Consider the following 20,444-nt stretch of genomic DNA (forward strand, 5'->3'; position numbering starts at 1 on the left):
GTTTCCTCAGGCGGCGGCGCTGACGTGGCTGCTGGCGGCGTGCAGCTTGCGGTGCAGACGTGCCTGCAATTCGTTGCCGAAGCCGTAATAGCGCGAGGTCAGGGTGGCGACGCGGGCGCTGAAGCGGTTGTAGGCGATCACCGCGGGAATCGCCGCGAACAGGCCGATGGCCGTGGCGATCAGCGCTTCGGCAATGCCCGGGGCGACCGTGGACAGCGTCGCCTGCTGCACCTGGGACAGGCCGATAAAGGAATTCATGATCCCCCACACGGTGCCGAACAGGCCGATATAGGGGCTGACCGAACCGACCGTGGCGAGAAACGGCAGGCCCTTTTCCAGGCGCTCTTCCTGCTCGCTGATGGCCACCAGCAGCGAACGCTCGACGCCGTCGATCACCAGCTCACCGGCAATTCCCGGTTCGCGCTTGAGCTGGATGAACTCGTGATAGCCGGCCTGGAAGATCTGCTGCAAACCGGCATCCTCATCCAGCCCGCCATTACCTTCGACTTCGTGGCCTTCGCGGTACAGCTGGGCAAGGTCGTGGCCGCTGCGAAAACGCAGCTGGAAGTCTTTCAGCAGGCGTTCGCTGCGACGCAATACTGCGCTGCGCTGGATGATCAGGTACCAGCTGAGCAGCGAGGCCAGCAACAGGGTGAGCATTACCGCCTGTACCAGCAGGCTGGCATCAGTGATCAGGCCCCAGACAGTCATCTGTTCGAGGGTGTTGTGCATGGGTGTCTCCTTGCATCGCGCGCCGAGGAAAACCCTCGGCCGCTATTCGATTACGTTTGTGTTGCCGATTGATGACGGCCACCTTGAAGCCGGTAAAGGCTGGCTCCTACAGCGTGTGCTGCTTACTCCAGACCGAGGGCTTCGGCCACCGCGGTCCAGGGTAGGTATTTGTAGTTCTGCCGGTCTTCGGGCATGCGTTTGCGGCCGTCCTGCACCACCAGCATGCCGGCGCTCCAGCTGCCGCCGAGGTTGGCCGAGGTAACGTCCAGGCCGTCGGTTTCCGAGGTGCCGTCGATACCCTGTTGTGCGTTCAGGCCGATGCGGAACGCGCCGCGCACGGCATAGGGCGCAGTGGCGTCGAGCACCACGTAGCTGTCGTTACCCTGGCTGGAAATCACCAGGTAGTTGCGGGTTGCGCCCTGATAAATGGCCAGGCCTTCGATGTCGTCATGGACCACATCACCAGCCGCAATCACCTGCTCCAGCCGGGCTGGCGCATCGGCGCGGGCATCCAGCGTCCAGACCGCGACATCCTCTTCGCCGATAAACAGGCGCTGGTTGCGGTCATCGGCAACGCAACCTTCCGGTTGGCCGTCGACCTTGAACTGGCGCACCTGCTCGCCCTTGATCCGCCCGGCGTCCGCACTCAGGCGGTACTGCACAAAGGTGCCGTCCTTGTCGTTGGCAACGGCATGGATTGCCCCGGCGGCATCCTTAAACATGCACAGGCCGTAGATATCGGTGAGCGGCGTGGGCAACTGGCCCAGGTTGCGCAGCTCGCCGCTGCTGCGGTCGATGGCGAACAACTGCAGGCTGTTATGGTCACGGTTGCTGGCCACGGCCAGGTCGACCAACTGGCCACTGAGGTCGAAGCCGGCGCGCACATCGACGTTGTTCATCCGCCCGACGCGCAGGTCCTGCAGCTGCTTGCCGGCCAGGTCATAGGCCAGCAGGCCGCCCTGTTTGTCGGTGCCCAGCACGCGGCTCTTGCGCGGGTCACTCGGGTGCACCCAGATCGCCGGATCATCGGCGGCATCGCCCAGGCTCGGGACCGGATCGGTCTGCACCTGCACCGGCAAAATCGGCAGTGTCGGCTGCGCTTCAGGGGCTTGCGCCTGCCAGTTCAACTGCCCGCGCTGCAGGCCGTCGTCGTCGCGCACCAGCAGTTCCAGGCCGCCCGCAACCGCTCGCACGCTGAGGCCCTGCGGTTCGTTCAGCTTGCCCAGGGGCAGTACGGGCTGAGCCTGCCAGCCGGCTTGGTCACGCTGATAGTGGTGCAGGCTGTTGCTTTCCGGGTCCAGCGCCAGCACCCCGCCCGGCACCACGGCCATGCCTGCGAGCGCCTTGCCGATATCACCGAACGGCTGCACCAGGCCTACCGGCTCGCGCACCAGATCGGCCTCGGCGTGGGCGGCGTAGGCCCACAGGCCGACGTTTTCTTCGTTGACATACAGGCGTTCGGCCTGATCGTCGACCTGGCAATACTCGCTGGCCGGCGGCAGGCTCATGCCACGTACACGTTTGGGTGCCAACAGCGGGACCTCGTTCTGGGCCACCAGCCACTGCTCGCCGATACCTTCCTCACCGATCAGAAAGACAAAGGCGTTATGCGCCGCATCGCGGTACAGGCACAGGCCATCGATCTTGTAAGCCGGGCGCGGCAGATAAACCGGCTCGCCCCAACGCCGATTCTTCAAGTTGACCAGCATGGCCTGCTGACGGTCGACGTCCAGGGCCGCCACCAGCAGCACGCGCGGGCCGACCCGGTGATCGATGCTGGCGAAGGTGCCGGGCAACTGGCTGAGGGTCGCGCCCTGCTGATCGAGCACGAACAGGCCCTTTTTCTCGCTGCTCTGCAGGCGCTCGGCACCTGGCCAGAAGCTGTCGCTGGACAGCCATTGCGCCGCCTCGACCGCGTCCATGCCCGGGCTGGCCAGCGCCTGCAGGCTCAGGGCTGCGGCGGAGTGTTCGGCCACCGTGCTCTGGCACGCACTCAAGGCAATCAGGCTGGCGAGCAGCAGGTTTTTCCGCAGAAACGAAAGGTGCATACAAACAAATCCTTAGTTGAAGATTTAACGCTGCAACGGGCACGCAGGCTCAAGCCTCCGGCCAGTACAGGGGTCAGAAGTGGGTAAAGGTCAGGCCGAGCTTGTAGGTCGGGCCGTACTCTTCGTACTGGGCGTTGAAGTCGCTGCGGCCGCTGTAGACGTAGAAGGACTCGTCCGTCAGGTTCTGCGCCTGGAAGGTCAGCTGCAGGGCCGGGGTGAGGAAGTAGCCGGCGCTGAAGTCGACGAACAGTTGCTCGTCGGCATAGAGGTCATGGGCCTTGTCATCGATGGCGGCGACCTCAGCCAGGTACTCGGACTTGTAGTTGGCCGACAGGCGCAAGCTGAGTTTGTCGTCTTCCCAGCCGAGCATCAGGTTGCCGACCGTGTCCGACTGGTTGGGCAGGTCGATGCTGCGCGACAGGCCCTGCCCTTCGATCTTCGCATCGGAGCGGCTGAAGGTGGCGTTGGCCCCCACCAGCAGCCCGTTCCAGGGTGCCGGCAGCCAGTCGAATTTCTGCGAGTAGGCCAGCTCCAGGCCATACAACTTGGCGCTGTCGCCATTGGCATAGGTGTTGGCTTCGGCGAAGTCGGCCCAGATGCCGGTGCCGCCCAGGTCGGTGTTGTAGACGAAGCTGTCGATGTCCTTGTAGAACACGAACGCCGAGACCACACCCGCACGCCCCATATAGTGCTCAATACCGAGGTCGAAATTCATCGCCTCCAGCGGATCGAGTTCAGGGTTGCCGAAGCTGGCCTCGTCACCGTCAATGACGAAGCCCGGTGCCAGTTGGCCGAAGGTCGGCCGCACCACGGTATTGGTCCAGGCCGCGCGCAGTTGGGTACTGGCGTTGAGCTGATAACGCGCATGCAGGCCCGGCAACCAGTGCTCATAGCGCGTGTCGCTCTCGGTGTTTTCGAAGACCCCATCACGGATGCCGCTGCCCTTGGCCTGGAACTCGGTGCCCTCGTAGCGCACCCCGGCGATAAAGCGCCAGTCGTCGAGGTCGAGGCTGTTCATCAGGTAGGCGGCGTTGATGTCTTCGCTCATCTCGAAGTCATTTACGCGCGACTCTTCTGCGTTGTAGAAGTCGTCTCTGTTCAGGCCGCCCAGCAGGCGCTCGATGGCCTTGGCGCTGATACCGGGGCCAAAGCGGCCCAGGCCGTAATCCACGCTGCCCTTGGTGAACTGGTCGAGGTTGAGGTCGGCATCGCTCAGGCCGACATCGCCGAGATCCTCATACTTCCAGGCTTCCTGGTCATTGTCTTTTTCCCGCCGGCTGAGCTTGCCGCCGAACTTGACCTGGGAGGCATAACCGCTGAGGTCATAGTCGCGCGCCAGGTCAAGCTTGATGTTCTGCTCGGTGTCGGTGGTCTTCTGCTTTTCCCACTCGATTTCGCTGAGGGTGAAGTTGCTCGGGTCGTAGAACGCCGAGTCGATATTCAGGCGCGGCTTCTTGCTGTTGCTGAAACCGGCATCGGCAAAATCGTCGTTACCTTCGAAGGTCGCCCCGGCAATGCCTCCCGGGCTGTCTTCGCTGGAGCGGCTGTAACCGGCCTGGGCACCGATGGTCCACAGGCCCTGCATGCGCTCGCCACCCAGTACGTAAGACTGCACTTGCTGGGTTTCCTCGCGGCTCTTCAGCTCGCGGTAGCCTTCGGCATCGCCGCTTTCGCCCGGCAACTGCGCGTCGGCAAACTCGACGCCGGCAGCGTTGCGGGTTTCGCTGTCCTTGTAACGGCTATAAAGGGTGCGCAGGTAATAGCTGGAAAGGTCATCGGGCTTGTAGTCGAAGTTCAGGCCAAAGCCGGTGCGCTCGCGGGTAATGGCATAGTTGCGCTGTTCCAGCTCTTCGAGCCGGGCACCGTTGTCGAAGTCCCAGGCACCGCCGGTTTCGACGTTGTCCGAACCGAAATCGCGCTCCTGCCAGCTCAACGCCGCGGCCACACCGAAGTTGTCGATACCGTCGCCCAGGCTGAAGCGGTCGCTGATCGCGCCGGAAAATTTCGGGCTGGTCTGCTCGGTATTCTCGTCGTAACTGCCTTCGGCGCTGCCGGTATAGAACAGCCCTTCGTGGTCGAAGGCCGACAGGCTCTCCACCTCCACCGTGCCGCCCAGGGAGTTGGCGTCCATGTCCGGGGTCAGGGATTTGACCACCGTCAGCGACTGCACCAGCTCCGAGGGCAAGACATCCAGAGCGACCGCGCGGCGGTCACTTTCCGGCGAGGGCACCAGGGTGCCGTTGATGGTCACGCTGTTCAGGTCCGGGCCGATGCCGCGCACGCTGACGAAGCGCCCCTCGCCCTGGTCGCGTTCAACCGACAGGCCGGGAATACGCTGCAGCGCTTCGGCGGCGTTGTCGTCCGGCAGCTGGCCGATGCCGTCGGCGTGCACCACGCTCTCGACGTTGTCGGAACTGCGCTGCTCTTTCAGCGCCTTGTCGATGCTGACGGCCTGGCCGACCACTTCGACGTATTCGGTGGCCGGCTCTGCCGCCAGCAACTGGCTGCTGGAGGCAATCGCCAGGGCCAGAACGCTGATCTGCCAACCCGAATTGCCAGCGGAACTGCTGCGCACCTTCATCACCTACCCTCCCCAAGATTGATCGCTGCCAGGCTGCAATGGCCGGGCTACTGGGGAGCGGAAGCTAGGCAGGAGTGATGACGCTTCTGTGACAGCACTTGCCGCCATAGCGCTAAAACAGCGGGTTTCAGCAGGCTCTAGCATGCAATTGAGCTGAAATGACTGCATCTTTGCAGCCGAGCAGACAGACCGGTGCGCGGTTTAACGCAACCCTTCATCTATAGCGCGGCAGAAATGCGCCAACAGGCACCGGCAGGAACCGCCTGATCGCCGGAAAGCGCAATAAATCGGCGAAGAACCCTGAGCCAAATTGACCTCCCCCGCTGCAACCAAACTGTCATCTGCGTCTGTTGTGCTGGCGGCCATTACCCTCTGCGGAGCCTATTGGCCATGCCGCCACTGCTGAAATTGCACGTATGGAAACTCACCGGCCTGTTGCTGGCGGCCAACTTCGGCCTGCTCGCCTACCTCGGCGTCGGCACGCTCAAGGCGCTGAGCCAGTGGAACTGGACCGATATCGGCGGTGAAGGCGGCTCGGCGCTGCTGGTGCTGGTGTGGATCGGCCTGCTGCTGAAAAGTCGCCCGGCCGGGCAGGTCACCACATTGCTGTTCTACGGCCTGGCCTGCCTGTTCTTCTCACTGTGGATGGATAGCCTCGACGAGTTCGTGCAATTGCCTGAGAACATCGCCTGGGACAAGTGGCTGGAGTCGGGGCCGATGCCCGTGGGGTTTATCCTGATGACCCTGGGCATCTACCACTGGCACCGTGAACAACTGGCGATCAGCGGGCAGATGGAAAAGCGCGAACGCCTGTTCCGCGAGCATCGCCTGTTCGACAAGGTCACGCCGCTGGGCGGGGCCGACTACCTACGCCTGCAACTGCAGCAGGCCTTGCAGGAGGCGCACAGCGAGCAGCAGCCGCTGTCGCTGGTGATCCTCGACCTCGACGACTTCAGCGCAATCAATCGCGAACACGGCCACGCCGAAGGCGACCGCGTTCTGCAGGTGCTGACCCAGGCGCTGCTGCTCAACCTGCGCCGCCAGGACCTGCTCTGCCGCCTGGCCGGCGACCGTTTCGTCGCGCTGCTGCCGCACACCGGCGAGCGCCAGGCGCGGCAGTTGGCGCACGAACTGCAGAACGCCGTGCAACACCTGGCCTACAAGAGCAGTCAGCACGGCGAGCGCCTGCAGCTGCAGGCCAGCGTGGCAGTGGCGATGGCGGTGCAGGACAGCCCGGAAAGCCTGCTGCAACGCCTCAATCAAGCCCTCGCCCGGGCCAAGCAGCCGCCGCAGATCAAGCGCGCCTGAGGCCAATAGCATGACCGTGAAAACCCCCTGGTACGAATGCGACAGTCGCTTTATTGCCGCCCATTACCAGCCTGCGGCCTTGATCGATCTGGCCATCAGCCGCGAGATCGACACCCATCGCCTGCTGCGCGGTAGCGGCCTGTTCTACGATGACATTCTCGCCGGGCAGATGCGCATCAGCCCGCAGCAGTTCCTGGTGCTGATCGATAACGCGCAACGCCTGCTGGAAGCCGACGACACCAGCTTTCTGTTCGGCCAGCGCCTGTTGCCTGGCCACTATGGCGCGGCCAGCCAGGCGCTGCAGCAGGCCGGCAACCTTCAGCAGGCGCTGGAACTGCTGATCGAGATGCGCGCGCTGTTCAGCCCCCTGCTGGCCCCCCGGCTGCTGCTCGACGAGCAGTACGCCTACCTCTACTGGGTCGACAGCAGCGGTGCCGGACCGCACTGGCGTTTTCTGGTCGAGGCCTGCATGACCGCGGTGGTGGCGATGGCGCGCTGGCTGTCCGGGCAACAGCTGCCGTGGCGCTTCCACTTCGCCCACCCGCAGCCGCGCTATGTCGAACAGTACTGGGTGCACCTGGGCGAAGACCTGCATTTCGACAGCCAGCTGGACATGCTGCGCCTGCCCCGCGAATTTCTGACCGCCGCCTGGCCCCAGGCGGCGCATACCGCCGGCGCGGTGGCCCGCCAGGAAGCTACGCGGCAACTGCAGGGCCTTGGTTTTCAGGCCAGCCTGCTGGACCGTTTATATGCCTGGCTGCAAGCCAACGTGCGCCAGTCCCCCAGCCTGGAACAGGCCGCGCACGCCTTCGAAATGAGTCCTGCGACCTTCAAACGCAAACTGCGCAAGCACGGCACGCACTATCAGGAACAGCACGACCTTGTGCGCAAGCACGTGGCGCTCTACCTGTACCGGATCAAGGCCTACAGCAATGAGGAGATCGCCGATTTCCTCAGCTTCCACGATGCGACCAACTTCCGCCGCTCGTTCAAGCGCTGGACCGGGCTGTCACCCAGCGCGCTGCGGCAGTTATTTGAGGCGGGGTAGCCGCGCGTTCAAACCACAAGGCTGAGTAACTCAATCAAGCCGCGACTAGATGCTGGTGCCAGTACGAAAATCGATGATCTCGTATCTATCAGCTGCGATCGTCGGAAAAGGCCAAAGCCTGCGCCATCAACACATCGGCCATGGCCTGCGCCGCACTCGACAACTGATGACCGGCCAGGTGCAGCAGGCCGACGCGGCGTTCCACCTGAGGCTCATTGAGAGGTAAGCAGCGCGCGCCCAACTCCTCCATCTGCCCTCGGCATAGGCTGGGTACCGCGCTTACCCCCAGACCCTCGGCGACCATACGCCCCACCGTTGCCAATTGATGACTCTCGAAAGCCACCGGCAACTTGCCGTGCAGGGCGGCGATGCTGTCTTCCAGCAGTAGCCGCACGGCGGAAGGACGCTGCAGGGCGATAAAGGGCTGGCCCAACAGATCCGCCCAGCTCAGCGCATCGCGACTGGCCAATTCGCTGCTGGCCGGTACCACGGCGACGAAGCGGTCGTTGTACAGCGGGGTGAACTGCAGGCCATCGAGCGCCGCCGGCTCGAAGGCCACGCCCAGTTCGACGCGGCGCTCGCGCACCATCTCCATCACCCGCTCATTGATCACGTCATGCACCGCTACGTTGACCCGCGGGTAGGCGTCGCGAAAGGCCTTGAGCGCCGCCGGCAGACGGTTGCCGGCGAAGGACGGCATGGCCGCCACTGCCACCTTGCCCAATTGCAGGGTGAAGTGCTGGCGCAGCAACTCCTCGGTGTTGTCCCAGTCCACCAGCAGACGCCGGGCGATGGGCAACAGGGTCTCGCCCTCCGGGGTCAGCCTGACGCTGCGGGTGGTGCGCGTCAGCAACTGGCCACCGAGGGACTCTTCCAGATTCTTGATCGCCAGGCTCAGGGCCGGCTGAGACAGGTGCAGGCGCTCGCAGGCCTGGGCAAAACTCAGGCTCTGGGCCACGGCGAGAAAGGCACGCAATTGCTTGACGGTCATTTATTTACTTTAGTGATCAATCGCAAAGAAAAACAAACTTAACAAAACAGTCTATGCAAGAGAAGCTCTGCCTCGCTTCCCGGCAGCACGATTGCCGGCCCAACAATGACAAGAGGCGCAGCAGCATGAGTGGACTCGACAAACGTGTAGGCAGCTACGAGGAGGCCCTGGCCGGTCTCACCGATGGCATGACCGTCCTGGCAGGCGGCTTCGGTCTGTGCGGAATTCCGGAGAACCTGATTGCCGAGATCCGCCGCCGCGGCGTCAGCGGATTGACCGTGGTTTCCAACAACTGCGGCGTCGACGGCTTCGGCCTCGGCGTACTGCTGGAGGACCGGCAGATCCGCAAGATGGTCGCCTCCTATGTCGGCGAAAATGCCCTGTTCGAGCAGCAGCTGCTGAGCGGCGAACTGGAGGTCGAACTGACCCCGCAAGGCACCCTGGCCGAGAAGCTGCGCGCCGGCGGTGCCGGCATCCCGGCGTTCTTCACCGCCACCGGCTACGGCACCCTGGTCGCCGAGGGCAAGGAGGCACGCGAGATCAACGGCCGCCACTACATCCTCGAACCGGCCATCACCGGCGACTTCGCCATCGTCAAAGGCTGGAAGGCCGACCACTTCGGCAATGTGATCTACCGCCACACCGCGCAGAATTTCAACCCGGTGGTGGCCACTGCCGGGCGCATCACCGTGGTCGAGGTGGAGGAAATAGTCGAGCCGGGCGAACTGGATCCGACCCAGATCCACACCCCGGGCATCTATGTCGATCGCATCATCCAGGGCAACTTCGAGAAGCGCATCGAGAAGCGCACCCTGCGCGCCTGATCGTCCACGACTAAACGACAAGAGAATTTCGCCATGGCACTTACCCGTGAACAGATGGCTCAGCGCGTCGCGCGTGAGCTCAAGGATGGTTACTACGTCAACCTGGGGATAGGCATCCCGACCCTGGTGGCCAACTACGTGCCCGCCGGCATCGATGTGATGCTGCAGTCGGAAAACGGCCTGCTCGGCATGGGGGCCTTCCCCACGGCGGATGAAGTGGACGCCGATATGATCAACGCCGGCAAGCAGACGGTCACCGCCCGCGCCGGCGCTTCGATCTTCTCCTCCGCCGAGTCCTTCGCCATGATCCGTGGCGGCCACGTCGACCTCACCGTGCTCGGTGCTTTCGAGGTGGACGTGCGCGGCAACATCGCCTCCTGGATGATCCCCGGCAAGCTGATCAAGGGCATGGGCGGCGCGATGGACCTGGTGGCCGGTGCCGACAACATCATCGTCACCATGACCCACGCTTCCAAGGACGGCGAATCCAAGCTGCTCAACCACTGCAGCCTGCCGCTCACCGGCTGCGGCTGTATCCGCAAGGTGCTGACCGACCTGGCCTATCTGGAGATCGAGGGCGGTGCCTTTATCCTGCGCGAACGCGCGCCGGGCGTAAGCATCGAGGAAATTGTCAGCAAGACCGCCGGCAAGTTGATCGTGCCAGACGACGTCATCGAAATGAGCTTCTGAGCAACCCCCGCCCCGCAAGCTGCCACCACGCCTGGCTGCCTGCGGGGCGGTTTTAACTTATCGAATGGGGCGAATCATCCACGCTGCGTGCAGCGTTATCCGTTCACTGCCCCAAGGGAGAGCACCATGCAAGAAGTCGTTATCGTCGCCGCCACCCGTACCGCCACCGGCAGCTTCCAGGGTTCGCTGGCGAGCATCCCCGCCCCCGAACTGGGCGCGGCGGTGATCCGTCAGCTGCTGGCGCAAACCGGCCTGGACGGTGCGCAGGTCGACGAAGTGATACTCGGCCAGGTACTCACCGCAGGCAGCGGGCAGAACCCGGCGCGCCAGGCGGCGATTCTCGCCGGCCTGCCCCACGCCGTGCCGGCCCTGACCCTGAACAAGGTCTGCGGCTCGGGCCTCAAGGCCCTGCATCTGGCCGCCCAGGCGATCCGCTGCGGTGATGCCGAGGTGATGATCGCCGGCGGCATGGAGAACATGAGCCTGTCGCCCTATGTCCTGCCCAAGGCCCGCACCGGCCTGCGCATGGGCCACGCGCAGATGCTCGACACGATGATCGTCGACGGCCTGTGGGACGCCTTCAATGACTACCACATGGGCATCACGGCCGAGAATCTGGTGGACAAGTACGGTATCAGCCGTGAAGCCCAGGACGCATTCGCCGCGGCCTCGCAGCAGAAAGCCTGCGCTGCCATCGAAGCCGGGCGCTTCGTCGAGGAAATCACCCCGATCCTGATCCCCCAGCGCAAGGGCGATCCCATCGCCTTCGCCACGGACGAACAACCCCGCACCGGCACCACCGCCGAATCGCTGGGCAAGCTGAAGCCCGCATTCAAGAAGGACGGCAGCGTCACCGCCGGCAACGCCTCCAGCCTCAACGACGGGGCCGCCGCGGTGCTGCTGATGAGCGCCGCCAAAGCCGAGGCCCTCGGCCTGCCGGTATTGGCGAAAATCGCTGCTTACGCCAACGCCGGCGTCGACCCGGCGATCATGGGCATTGGCCCGGTCAGCGCCACCCGGCGCTGCCTGGCCAAGGCCGGCTGGCAGCTCGACGAGCTGGACCTGATCGAAGCCAACGAGGCCTTCGCCGCCCAAGCCCTGGCCGTAGGCCAGGAACTGGGCTGGGACGCCAGCAAGGTCAACGTCAACGGCGGTGCCATCGCCCTCGGCCACCCCATCGGCGGCTCCGGTTGCCGGATTCTGGTGACCCTGCTGCATGAGATGATCAAGCGCAACGCCAGGAAGGGCCTGGCCACCCTGTGCACCGGCGGCGGTCAGGGCGTGGCGCTGGCGCTTTCCAGACCCGGTTTATAACGGACTCCCCTGTCGCAGCATCGTGGCTCATGTGCAACGGCTGCGGCAGGCACTTCGATCATCAGTGAAGAGCTCGGGTGAGTTGACGCATAATGGCCAACTTGACGCCGCAGCAGCGGAATCCGAGGTTGTCGGTAAACCCTGGACTGGGGGGCAAAACATGGATGCCGAGACCGGCTTGAGCAAATCACAACGTGTGCTGCAGGAGCTGCGCAACTACCTGCTAATCAGCGCGTATCTGTACGTCTGCTTCGGCGTTCTCGCCATGAACGAAGCCGCGCTCCTGCAGGTCCACGACGTTCAGTTCGCCCCATATGGCGTTGCCCTGATCAAGGCGCTGGTGCTGGGCAAAGTCATCCTGATCGGCCATGTCTTGTCAGTTGGCCAACTCTCCGGGGGCGCGCCGCTGCTGCACAAGATCGCCTGGAAAGCCCTGGCGATGCTGCTGTTTCTGCTGGCATTCAAGGCCCTGGAGGAACTGGTCGTGGGCTGGCACCACGGCGAAACAACCGCCCGGATCATGGCAGAGCTGCTGGATCGATCCTGGATCGAGCTCGTCGCCCCCATCACGCTGATGCTGCTGATCCTGATACCGCTGATCGCCAGCATCGAGTTCTTTCGCGCCATTGGCGGCGAAGGAATCCGCAAAGTGCTGCTGGGGAGGAATGAGGGCTAAGAACGCCAATATCCTTCCCCAGCCCTCTCCTTGGAGGGAGGGTGTGAAAACTATCACTCGGCCCCCTGTCAGGCGGCCTTTGTCAGCAGGAAATGCGACAAGGCCGGAATCAGTACCAGTGCCCCGATCATGTTCCAGATAAACATGAAGGTCAGCAGGATACCCATGTCGACCTGGAACTTGATCGCCCCCAGATGACCACGCCTGCAACCAGCGTGCTGCCAATCAAGGCAACCACCTTGCCGGTAAACGCCAGCACAGTCTTGTAGGCTGCTGTCAGGGGGAACCCGGCACGTTGCAGGGTCAGTTGCGCACTGAGTGTCTACGCCAATACTGGCGGAAATGGCCAGATCCTGGATCATCGGCCAGCAGTGCGGTCAGGCCGGCAAGGAACAGACGGGAATGATGTAGCACGCTGCCAACAATGGATGGGGCCGCGGCCAGCGTCCTGCATGATGCCGTTCATCTTCTGCGCGCCATGGGATACGCCGAAGTACAGCATCACCTGCATCAGATCGCCGACCAGCCAGGAAACCTCGAACCGCTACTCCAGACTTGCGCGGCCTGTTTACGGGAGAATGTCTGGCTGTCTTGGTAGACTTGCGCTCCGTTATTCCTAATCCGGAGTTGTGCGGTGTAGCGGAGTGATCCGTCCGCACTCTTTCGGGCTCGAATGGTTGCCACGGCCACTGGATCTCCTGGCCGGTGGTACACGAAGTTTTTCAGGCGGTACGTTTTGCCACCTACCTGAGAAAATCGCCTGAAAACCTCCGAAAACACGTCGAGAACACGATTCAAAAATGCCTCTAGAATCCGCCTCTAACCCAGCCATCACGCCATCCACAGTGTCGCGCCGCTTCTCCGTTGCGCCGATGATGGATTGGACGGACAGGCACTGCCGCTTCTTCCTGCGCCAGCTGTCGCAGCACGCCCTGCTCTATACCGAGATGGTCACCACCGGTGCGATCCTGCATAACGACAGCGCGCGTTTTCTGCGTCACAGCGCGGCCGAATACCCTCTGGCCCTGCAGCTGGGCGGTAGCGTGCCGGTGGAGCTGGCGGCCTGCGCCAAGCTGGCGCAAGACGCGGGCTATAACGAGGTCAACCTCAACGTCGGCTGCCCCAGCGACCGGGTGCAGAACAATATGATCGGTGCCTGCCTGATGGGTCACCCGCAGCTGGTCGCCGATTGCGTCAAGGCCATGCAGGACGCGGTAAGCATCCCGGTGACGGTCAAGCACCGCATCGGCATCAACGGCCGCGACAGCTACGCCGAGCTGTGCGATTTCGTCGGCACCGTGCGCGACGCCGGTTGCCGCAGCTTTACCGTGCACGCGCGCATCGCCATTCTCGAGGGCCTGTCGCCCAAGGAGAACCGCGAAGTACCGCCGCTGCGCTACGACATCGCCGCGCAGCTCAAGCAGGACTTCCCCGATCTGGAGATCATCCTCAACGGCGGCATCAAGACTCTGGAGCAATGCCAGCAGCATCTGCAGACCTTCGACGGGGTGATGCTCGGCCGCGAGGCCTACCACAACCCCTATCTGCTGGCCCAGGTCGACCAGCAGCTGTTCGGGGCCACGCGCCCGGTGCTGAGCCGTTTGGAGGCCATGCAGAGCATGCGCGGTTATATCGCCGCGCACCTGGCCGAAGGCGGCAGCATGCACCATATCACCCGCCATATGCTCGGCCTGGGCCAGGGTTTCAACGGCGCGCGGCGCTTCCGCCAGCTGCTCTCGGTGGACATTCACAAGAGCGATGATCCGCTGGCGCTGTTCGATCAAGCTGCGCAATTGCTGCAAGGGCGCTGACTCGGGTAAGGTCAGGGCATCCGCAACAACAAGGCTGTGTCATGACCTCCAAGCTGGATCAACTCAAGCAGTTCACCACCGTAGTCGCCGACACCGGCGACCTCGACGCCATCGCCCGCCTGAAGCCGGTCGATGCCACCACCAACCCTTCCCTGCTGCTCAAGGCCGCGGCCATGCCAGGCTATGGCGAGCTGCTGAAAAGCGCAGTCACAGCCAGCCAGGGCGACCTGGGCCTGGCCTGCGACCATTTTGGCGTCGCGGTGGGCAGCGAAATCCTCAAAATCATCCCCGGGCGCATTTCCACCGAAGTGGATGCGCGGCTGTCCTTCGACACCCAGGCCACCCTGCGCCGCGCCGAACGCCTGATCAATCTCTATGATCAAGCCGGCATCGGCCGTGAACGGGTGCTGATCAAGATCGCTTCGACCTGGGAAGGCATCCGCGCCGCCGAGCAGCTTGAAAAAACTGGTGTCCAGTGCAACCTGACCCTGCTCTTCTCCTTCGCCCAGGCCCAGGCCTGCGCCGATGCCGGGGTGTTTCTGATTTCGCCCTTCGTCGGGCGCATCTACGACTGGTACAAGAAGGCCGAAGGCCGTGATTTTGTCGGTGCCGAAGACCCTGGTGTGCAGTCGGTCACGCGCATCTACAACTACTACAAGGCCCATGCCTACTCGACCGTGGTGATGGGCGCGAGCTTTCGCAATATCGGCCAGATCGAACAACTGGCCGGCTGTGACCGCCTGACCATCAGCCCCGAGCTGCTGCAGCAGCTGGCCGATGACCAGCAGCCACTGGCACGCCTGCTAAACCCAGGCCAGGCTGCCGAAGCCAAGCAGAGCCTGAGCGAAAGCCAGTACCGCTGGGCGATGAACGAAGACGCCATGGCCACCGAGAAACTGGCCGAAGGCATCCGCCAGTTCGCCCGTGATCAGGAGAAACTGGAAAAACTGCTGACGGCTCTGGCCTGAGAACCCGCTCACGACCTGCTGCGTGGCCTTGCAGGGTAAACAGGCGATGTAGCCATTGCCTGTTTTCAGGCGATAAGTCGTAGGTTGGCGTTCAACGCAGCAAGAGTCTGCAGCAGGCCCGGTGCGTAGGGCCTGGGCCGGCCCGGTGCCCCCTACAAAGCCGCTTGCAGCACATGATTGGGATATAGCCAAAAACAAACGGGGCGCTCAATGAGCGCCCCGTTTCGTTACCCCTGCACCACTCAATGGTGTTCCAGGGCATTGACCAGGTCGTGGAAGGCTTCGCGGTTGGAGTCGTTCAGCCCCATCAGAATCCGGTGCGCTTCCAGCACCTTGGCCCGCACCACCTCTTCCGACTGGTCCTGCGACGGCAGGTCATCCAGACACTCAGGGCACGGCACCGGGGTATCGACGATATTGAATACCTGATCGAAGCCCATGGACTGCAGCAGGCGGGTGATGTCCTCGTGGGTGGTGACCACGGTGGGCAGCAGGCCGATTTTTTGCCGCGAAAGGATCGACAGCTTGGCCAGCAGGCCGAGGGTGGTGCTGTCGATGCTGCGGGTTTCGGTCAGATCGATCACGATGGCCGAGAAATTCAGCGCGGTGAAGATCTTTTCGATGGTAGCGTCCAGGGCCGAACACAGGGTCAGGCGTACTTCGCCGACGAACTTGAGGATAAAGGTTCCGTCTTGTTCGGCGAACTGGATTCTACCGGGGCTTATCCCAGGCTTCATGCAAGGTTCCTGCTTAACACCAGCAAGGCGATATCATCCGGCATCTCACCCAGATTGGCCAGCCCAAAGGCCTTGCGCAAGCCATCCAGGGTGCCTCCGGCGTTACTGATCAATTCCGGCAGCAACGCTTCCTTCTCTTTCAGGGTATCACCGGGCATCAAGTCGAGGATGCCATCGGACATCAGCGTCAGGCTGAACGACTCGGGCAGCTCCATCTGCTGATCCTGATACTCGGCTTCGACGAACAGGCCCACTGGCAGGCCGCGGCCCTGCAGGTACTGCGCCTGGCCCTCGCTGTACAGCACCGGCAGCGGCAGATGGCCGCCGATGCTGTAGGTCAGACGATTGTGCTCCAGGTCGATCACCCCGCCGAGCATGGTCACGTGCTTGCCCAGCTTGCAGTTGATCAGGCCACGGTTGATATGACCGAGCACTTCCGACGGTTTGAAATCGGGCAAACCACCGGCACGACGGGACTCGTAAAGCAGACGGGTAGTCATGAACTTCAGCAGTACGGTGATAAAGGCCGAGGACGCGCCATGGCCGGAGACATCGGCCAGGTAAAAGGCGATGCGGCTGTCGTCGACGCGAAAATAATCGACGAAATCACCGGACAGATAGAGCGAGGGGATGATCTGGTGGGCAAAGTTCAGGCCGTCGGCCTGCCAGGGGGTCACCGGCAGCATATTCATCTGCACCTGGCGACCGGCGTTCTGATCTTCCTGAAGCAGGTGCAGGCTGGCCTGCAACTCGCGGTTGGCGGTTTCCAGCTCTTCGCGATAGCGCTGGTTTTCCAGACGCAGGTTGGCCCGGTCGAGGGCGCGGCGAATCGAGTGCTCGAGCACCGCCAGATCAGCCAGGGGCTTGATCAGGTAGTCGGCGGCCCCCAGGCGCAAGGCTTCCACGGCATCGCTCATGACCCCGGCACCGGAGACCACGATGACTGGCGTTTCCACTTGCAGGGCATTGATTCGGCGAATCAGCTCGAGACCATCGACCTGAGGCATGCGCAGGTCGCAGATCACCAGATCCGGGTTTTCGCTGTGGAAGACTTCCAGGCCTTGCAGGCCATTGGCGGCTTGCAGTACATGAAAACCACTGTCTTCCAGGTAGGCCGCGAGGCTCGCGCGCACTACATCGTCGTCATCGATTATCAGCAGCGTGGCACTGGTTTTGTGCATGGGGTATCCAGGCAAACTGCGCCGGGTATGGGTTGGCTTATACGTCAGGGGCATTGCCCCGAACGCGCGAACTCGGCTTGCATCAAGGCGCAGACGGTACTCCCATCCGCACCTCGATTCAAGCGACTGCCGATCGTCGCAGTTCGCCTTTACACCCGAAATCGGCCAAGGTTATAAGAGTCGCAGGACAGCCCCGATAATAAGAGGAAAATGCCCATGAGCCAAAATGATCATGCTTACAGTGAAAAACGTGATTACATCCGTATGCGATTGGAAGCACCGGTCACATTGCTTTATGCGGGCAAGGAACTCCCGGCGCTGTGCCTCGACCTGTCCAGCACCGGCATGCAACTGGAAGCTGAAAGCACCCTGAGCCTGGGCGACAAGGTCAGGGTGCATATCGCCTCGGACCATAACGAGCTGCGCGGACTGGATGCTCAGGCCGAGGTAGTGCGGGTCAACACCCTGGAAGATGGCCGTCAGGCCCTGGGGCTGGCGATTATCTCGATGACCTGAGCCAGGTGGCAAACATGCAAAAGGCGGCCATTGAGCCGCCTTTTGCATTTGTTGCCGGTGGTTCAGAAGTCGTCTTCGACATCGCCATCACGCACCCGGAACTCGCGGTTCTGCAAGTAGGCATTGCGAATAAAGATGTATTTGTCGCCACTGATCAGCTTCTCCGCCGAGAGCAGGCTGGCGCGCGTATCCACGGCATTGACCGCATGCACGACATTGCGCGTCGGCACGTGGTCGATGGTGGCCTGCACGGTCAGCATGCTGTCGGGAATCTTGCCGATGGTGTCACGCACGGTGCTTGGCCCCAGCAGAGGCAATACCACATAGGGACCGCTACCCAGCCCCCAGGCACCGAAGGTCTGGCCAAAATCTTCATCGCTGCGTTGCAGGCCCATTTGCGTGGCCACGTCGAAGAAGCCCAGCAAGCCGAAGGTGGTGTTGAAGATCAGACGCCCGCTATCCACCCCGGCATCATGCAGTTTGCCCTGCAGCACATTGTTGGCCAGGTTGCCGACATCGCCGATGTTTCTGAAGATATTGTGCACCCCGTCCTCGAGCAGTTGCGGGGTGACTGCCTGATAGCCCTTGGCCAAAGGCTTGAGGGTGTAGGCATCGACATTGTCGTTGATGCGGAACATAAAGCGGTTGTAGCTCTGCCAGGGGTCTTCTTCACTGGCCTGTGCCAGCGTTGGCAGCAGCGCCAGACCGGCACAAACAACCAGGCAGCCCAGCCGCTCAATCCAACTCGCAGCGATCACACGCATTACAGCCTCTCCTTGACAGCAGTAGTGAGCCGCCCATGGGCAGCCATTCAAAGGCGCGCAGTATAAGACGTCGGCCAGGGTGATGGCAGCATAGCGGATCAACCGTGCGCAGGAAAACTGGCGATGCCGGGCAAGGCCTGGGTTGCGCTGTCACCCAAGGTTCATCGTTCTGTCATCTAGCTGCCTTAGCCTGCACATGACGACAAGGACGAACCTCATGACCCTATTGCCCTCCCCGCCCCGCTTCAGCGCCCTGTTGTTCGGCCTATCTGGCTGCCTGGTCGACTTCGGTGCACGCACGGCCCCGCTGGCCTTGCAGCGTCTCTACCCGGATGCCGGCCCGCAGCGCGACCTGGAGCAACTGCTCGGCCGCCCAGCACAACTCCATGAACAACTGGCCTACCAGGACGCCCTGAGCGTGGCAGCCAGCGAGCATGCCGAAGCCACCCCGGGAGCGCTGGAGGTTCTGACCCAGCTGCACCAGCAAGGCGTGCCTTGCGCCTGGCTCGACGAGCTGCCTCGAGATGTCAGCATCCAGTTGGCCAGCGCCCTGCCCGCCTGGCTGCCCGCGACAGCGCAGCGGCACGAACGCCCCTGGCCTGCACCCGACGCCATCTGGCAGAGCCTGATCGAGCTGCAGGTCGAGCATCTCGACGGCGGCGTGCTGGTCAGCGGCGAACCGCGCCTGCTCCAGGCCGGCCTGAGGGCCGGGCTCTGGACCGTCGGCCTGGCCATCTGCGGCCCCCTCTGCGGGCAGGCACCGGCGGACTGGCAAAGCCTGGCCTCGGGAGAGCGCGATCAGTTGCGCAGCCAGGCCACCCTGGCCCTCTATCGCCTGGGCGTGCACTCGGTGATCGATCAGTTGAGCGATCTGCCCGCCTGCCTGGACGACCTCGCGCAGCGCCGGCAAAAAGGTGAAAAGCCCTGACGGCGGGCCCTTGGCACGTATCACCCGACCCGGCGACGGCAGCCGTGTTGATCCAAAGCAAGCAAAGCCCCGGCGCTTGGATTACCCTTGGACACATGCACGTACCTTGCGCCCCGGCACAAGGTCTATCGATTGATGTACCAAGAAGGGAGAAGCACATGCCCGCAAGCCGCCTGCAGCAACAACTGCAAGACCTGCGCGATCAACTGTCGGAAGAGCCGCCGCTCAGCGAAGAGGAGCGCGCCGAACTGTTTGTCCTGACCCAGGAGATCGAACTGCAACTGGCTCACCAGGCCGCCGCCGCACCGGACGCCACCCTGATCGACGGAGTCAACCTGGCCGTGGAGCGTTTCGAAGTCAGCCATCCGACCCTGGCCGGCACCCTGCGCAATATCATGCAGAGCCTGGCCAATATGGGGATCTAAAGCCCATGCGCCAAGAAAACCCCAGCACTTGGCTGGGGTTTTTCGTTACTGGCGTACCAGCCGGCGATTTTCCGGTGTGATGGCTGCGCTGCTGCGATAGGGATTGATATCCAGGCCGCCGCGGCGCACATAGCGCGCATAGACCGTCAGCCACTCGGGCTTGAGCAGGCGCTGCAGGTCGAGAAAGATCCGCTCCACGCATTGCTCGTGGAAATCCGCGTGCTGGCGGAAGCTCACCAGATAGGCCAGCAGGCTGGCATGATCCAGAGCCGCGCCACGGTATTCCACCACCAGGGTGCCCCAGTCCGGCTGGCCGGTGACCGGGCAGTTGGATTTGAGCAGATGGCTGTGCAGGCTTTCCTCCACCACCCGCGCGGGGTCGCAGCGCAATAGCTCTGGCATTGGCTGGGCGTAATTGCTGATGGTCACATCCAGTTCGTCGATACAGATGCCAGGCGCTGCCACCACGCCTTCGGCCGTCACCTCGGCCAGGCTGCGCAGGCGCACCCCAACCGGCTTGCCCGCCGCCGCCGAGAGGTCCTTGACCAGCACTGCCAGCAACTCGGCGTCATCGGCGAACACGGTCTGGTTCAGCGAGTTGAGGTAGAGCTTGAACGACTTGGACTCGATGATATTCGGCGAGTCGGCAGGTATCGCGAACTCGCCCATGGCCACCACCGGCTTGCCCGAAGGCAGCAACCAGGACAGCTCGAAGCAGTTCCAGAAATCCACGCCCTGGTACGGCAGGTTCTCGGCGCTCAGGCCCAGCTCGGCCCACTTGGCCGCACGGGGAATGGGGAACAGCAGGGACGGCGTATAGGTCGCGATATAGTCGCTGGATTTACCCAGGGGCGAATCTTCGGCAGCAGGGTGCATGGCAAAAACCTGATCAAGTCAAATAA

Annotated in this window: 19 protein-coding genes and 2 pseudogenes; 11 read left to right on the plus strand and 10 right to left on the minus strand. The window is 62.9% G+C overall.

Annotated features, from left to right (window positions below):
- Window positions 1–6: 6 nt before the first annotated feature.
- The 3 genes from tolQ to WMW70_RS21630 form a co-directional block, all read right to left on the minus strand.
- Window positions 7–732: a protein TolQ gene (gene tolQ, locus WMW70_RS21620; protein ID WP_341439524.1), complete on the minus strand. Its 726-nt coding sequence runs from the start codon at window positions 730–732 to the stop codon at window positions 7–9.
- A 122-nt stretch (window positions 733–854) separates the two neighbouring features.
- Window positions 855–2,780, minus strand: coding sequence for a phytase (locus WMW70_RS21625; protein WP_341439525.1), 1,926 nt, complete (start codon window positions 2,778–2,780; stop codon window positions 855–857).
- A gap of 73 nt (window positions 2,781–2,853) precedes the next feature.
- Window positions 2,854–5,361 carry a TonB-dependent receptor gene (locus tag WMW70_RS21630; RefSeq protein WP_341439526.1) on the minus strand — a complete coding sequence of 836 codons (2,508 nt, stop codon included), beginning with the start codon at window positions 5,359–5,361 and terminating at the stop codon, window positions 2,854–2,856.
- Between the two features lie 390 nt (window positions 5,362–5,751).
- Between WMW70_RS21630 and WMW70_RS21635 the strand changes: the two genes are divergently transcribed.
- Both WMW70_RS21635 and WMW70_RS21640 read left to right on the plus strand, forming a co-directional pair.
- Window positions 5,752–6,669: a GGDEF domain-containing protein gene (locus WMW70_RS21635; protein ID WP_341439527.1), complete on the plus strand. Its 918-nt coding sequence runs from the start codon at window positions 5,752–5,754 to the stop codon at window positions 6,667–6,669.
- Window positions 6,670–6,679: 10 nt separating this feature from the next.
- On the plus strand, window positions 6,680–7,717 hold the full coding sequence (locus WMW70_RS21640; protein ID WP_341439528.1) for an AraC family transcriptional regulator: 1,038 nt from the start codon (window positions 6,680–6,682) through the stop codon (window positions 7,715–7,717).
- Window positions 7,718–7,805: 88 nt separating this feature from the next.
- Here WMW70_RS21640 and WMW70_RS21645 read toward each other — a convergent pair whose 3' ends face one another.
- Entirely contained in the window at window positions 7,806–8,708 is a 903-nt protein-coding gene (locus WMW70_RS21645; RefSeq protein WP_341439529.1) for a LysR family transcriptional regulator, read from the minus strand.
- A 125-nt stretch (window positions 8,709–8,833) separates the two neighbouring features.
- Here WMW70_RS21645 and WMW70_RS21650 point away from each other — a divergent pair, with 125 nt between their 5' ends.
- The 4 genes from WMW70_RS21650 (at window position 8,834) to WMW70_RS21665 (ending at window position 12,212) form a co-directional block, all read left to right on the plus strand.
- The gene (locus WMW70_RS21650) at window positions 8,834–9,532 is read left to right on the plus strand and encodes a CoA transferase subunit A (RefSeq protein WP_341439531.1); all 699 of its coding nucleotides are present in this window, start codon (window positions 8,834–8,836) and stop codon (window positions 9,530–9,532) included.
- Between the two features lie 33 nt (window positions 9,533–9,565).
- The gene (locus WMW70_RS21655) at window positions 9,566–10,222 is read left to right on the plus strand and encodes a CoA transferase subunit B (RefSeq protein WP_341439532.1); all 657 of its coding nucleotides are present in this window, start codon (window positions 9,566–9,568) and stop codon (window positions 10,220–10,222) included.
- Window positions 10,223–10,348: 126 nt separating this feature from the next.
- Window positions 10,349–11,536 (plus strand): acetyl-CoA C-acetyltransferase, encoded by a 1,188-nt coding sequence (locus WMW70_RS21660; protein WP_341439533.1) that lies wholly within the window; start codon window positions 10,349–10,351, stop codon window positions 11,534–11,536.
- A 160-nt stretch (window positions 11,537–11,696) separates the two neighbouring features.
- Window positions 11,697–12,212 carry a hypothetical protein gene (locus WMW70_RS21665; protein WP_341439534.1) on the plus strand — a complete coding sequence of 172 codons (516 nt, stop codon included), beginning with the start codon at window positions 11,697–11,699 and terminating at the stop codon, window positions 12,210–12,212.
- 68 nt (window positions 12,213–12,280) lie between these two features.
- Here the strand turns inward: WMW70_RS21665 and WMW70_RS21670 are convergent.
- Window positions 12,281–12,531 (minus strand): annotated as a pseudogene (locus WMW70_RS21670) (RND family transporter); the annotation flags it as partial.
- 227 nt (window positions 12,532–12,758) lie between these two features.
- A pseudogene (locus tag WMW70_RS21675) lies at window positions 12,759–12,896 on the minus strand (site-specific integrase); the annotation flags it as partial.
- A gap of 116 nt (window positions 12,897–13,012) precedes the next feature.
- On the opposite strand from WMW70_RS21675, the gene dusA reads away from it, so the two are divergent.
- Both dusA and tal read left to right on the plus strand, forming a co-directional pair.
- Window positions 13,013–14,023, plus strand: a complete 1,011-nt coding sequence (gene dusA / locus WMW70_RS21680) for a tRNA dihydrouridine(20/20a) synthase DusA (protein WP_341439535.1) — start codon at window positions 13,013–13,015, stop codon at window positions 14,021–14,023.
- Window positions 14,024–14,064: 41 nt separating this feature from the next.
- A complete protein-coding gene (gene tal, locus WMW70_RS21685) occupies window positions 14,065–14,991 on the plus strand; it encodes a transaldolase (protein WP_341439536.1) in 927 nt (308 codons plus the stop codon).
- A 242-nt stretch (window positions 14,992–15,233) separates the two neighbouring features.
- Here the strand turns inward: tal and rssC are convergent, their stop codons facing one another.
- Window positions 15,234–15,716, minus strand: coding sequence for an anti-sigma factor antagonist RssC (gene rssC / locus WMW70_RS21690; protein WP_325506578.1), 483 nt, complete (start codon window positions 15,714–15,716; stop codon window positions 15,234–15,236).
- Window positions 15,717–15,724: 8 nt separating this feature from the next.
- Window positions 15,725–16,909, minus strand: coding sequence for a two-component system response regulator RssB (gene rssB / locus WMW70_RS21695; RefSeq protein ID WP_341439537.1), 1,185 nt, complete (start codon window positions 16,907–16,909; stop codon window positions 15,725–15,727).
- Window positions 16,910–17,125: 216 nt separating this feature from the next.
- Between rssB and WMW70_RS21700 the strand changes: the two genes are divergently transcribed.
- Window positions 17,126–17,425 (plus strand): PilZ domain-containing protein, encoded by a 300-nt coding sequence (locus WMW70_RS21700; protein WP_325506260.1) that lies wholly within the window; start codon window positions 17,126–17,128, stop codon window positions 17,423–17,425.
- 62 nt (window positions 17,426–17,487) lie between these two features.
- Here the strand turns inward: WMW70_RS21700 and WMW70_RS21705 are convergent, their stop codons facing one another.
- Entirely contained in the window at window positions 17,488–18,189 is a 702-nt protein-coding gene (locus WMW70_RS21705) for an MlaA family lipoprotein (RefSeq protein ID WP_341439538.1), read from the minus strand.
- Between the two features lie 217 nt (window positions 18,190–18,406).
- Here WMW70_RS21705 and WMW70_RS21710 point away from each other — a divergent pair, with 217 nt between their 5' ends.
- A complete protein-coding gene (locus tag WMW70_RS21710; protein ID WP_341439539.1) occupies window positions 18,407–19,117 on the plus strand; it encodes an HAD family phosphatase in 711 nt (236 codons plus the stop codon).
- Between the two features lie 158 nt (window positions 19,118–19,275).
- On the plus strand, window positions 19,276–19,542 hold the full coding sequence (locus tag WMW70_RS21715; RefSeq protein WP_325506254.1) for a DUF4404 family protein: 267 nt from the start codon (window positions 19,276–19,278) through the stop codon (window positions 19,540–19,542).
- A 45-nt stretch (window positions 19,543–19,587) separates the two neighbouring features.
- Here WMW70_RS21715 and queF read toward each other — a convergent pair whose 3' ends face one another.
- Window positions 19,588–20,418: an NADPH-dependent 7-cyano-7-deazaguanine reductase QueF gene (gene queF, locus WMW70_RS21720; protein WP_341439540.1), complete on the minus strand. Its 831-nt coding sequence runs from the start codon at window positions 20,416–20,418 to the stop codon at window positions 19,588–19,590.
- Between the last annotated feature and the right edge of the window lie 26 nt (window positions 20,419–20,444).

The sequence above is a fragment of the Pseudomonas sp. XK-1 genome, from assembly GCF_038069885.1.
Taxonomy (GTDB): domain Bacteria; phylum Pseudomonadota; class Gammaproteobacteria; order Pseudomonadales; family Pseudomonadaceae; genus Aquipseudomonas.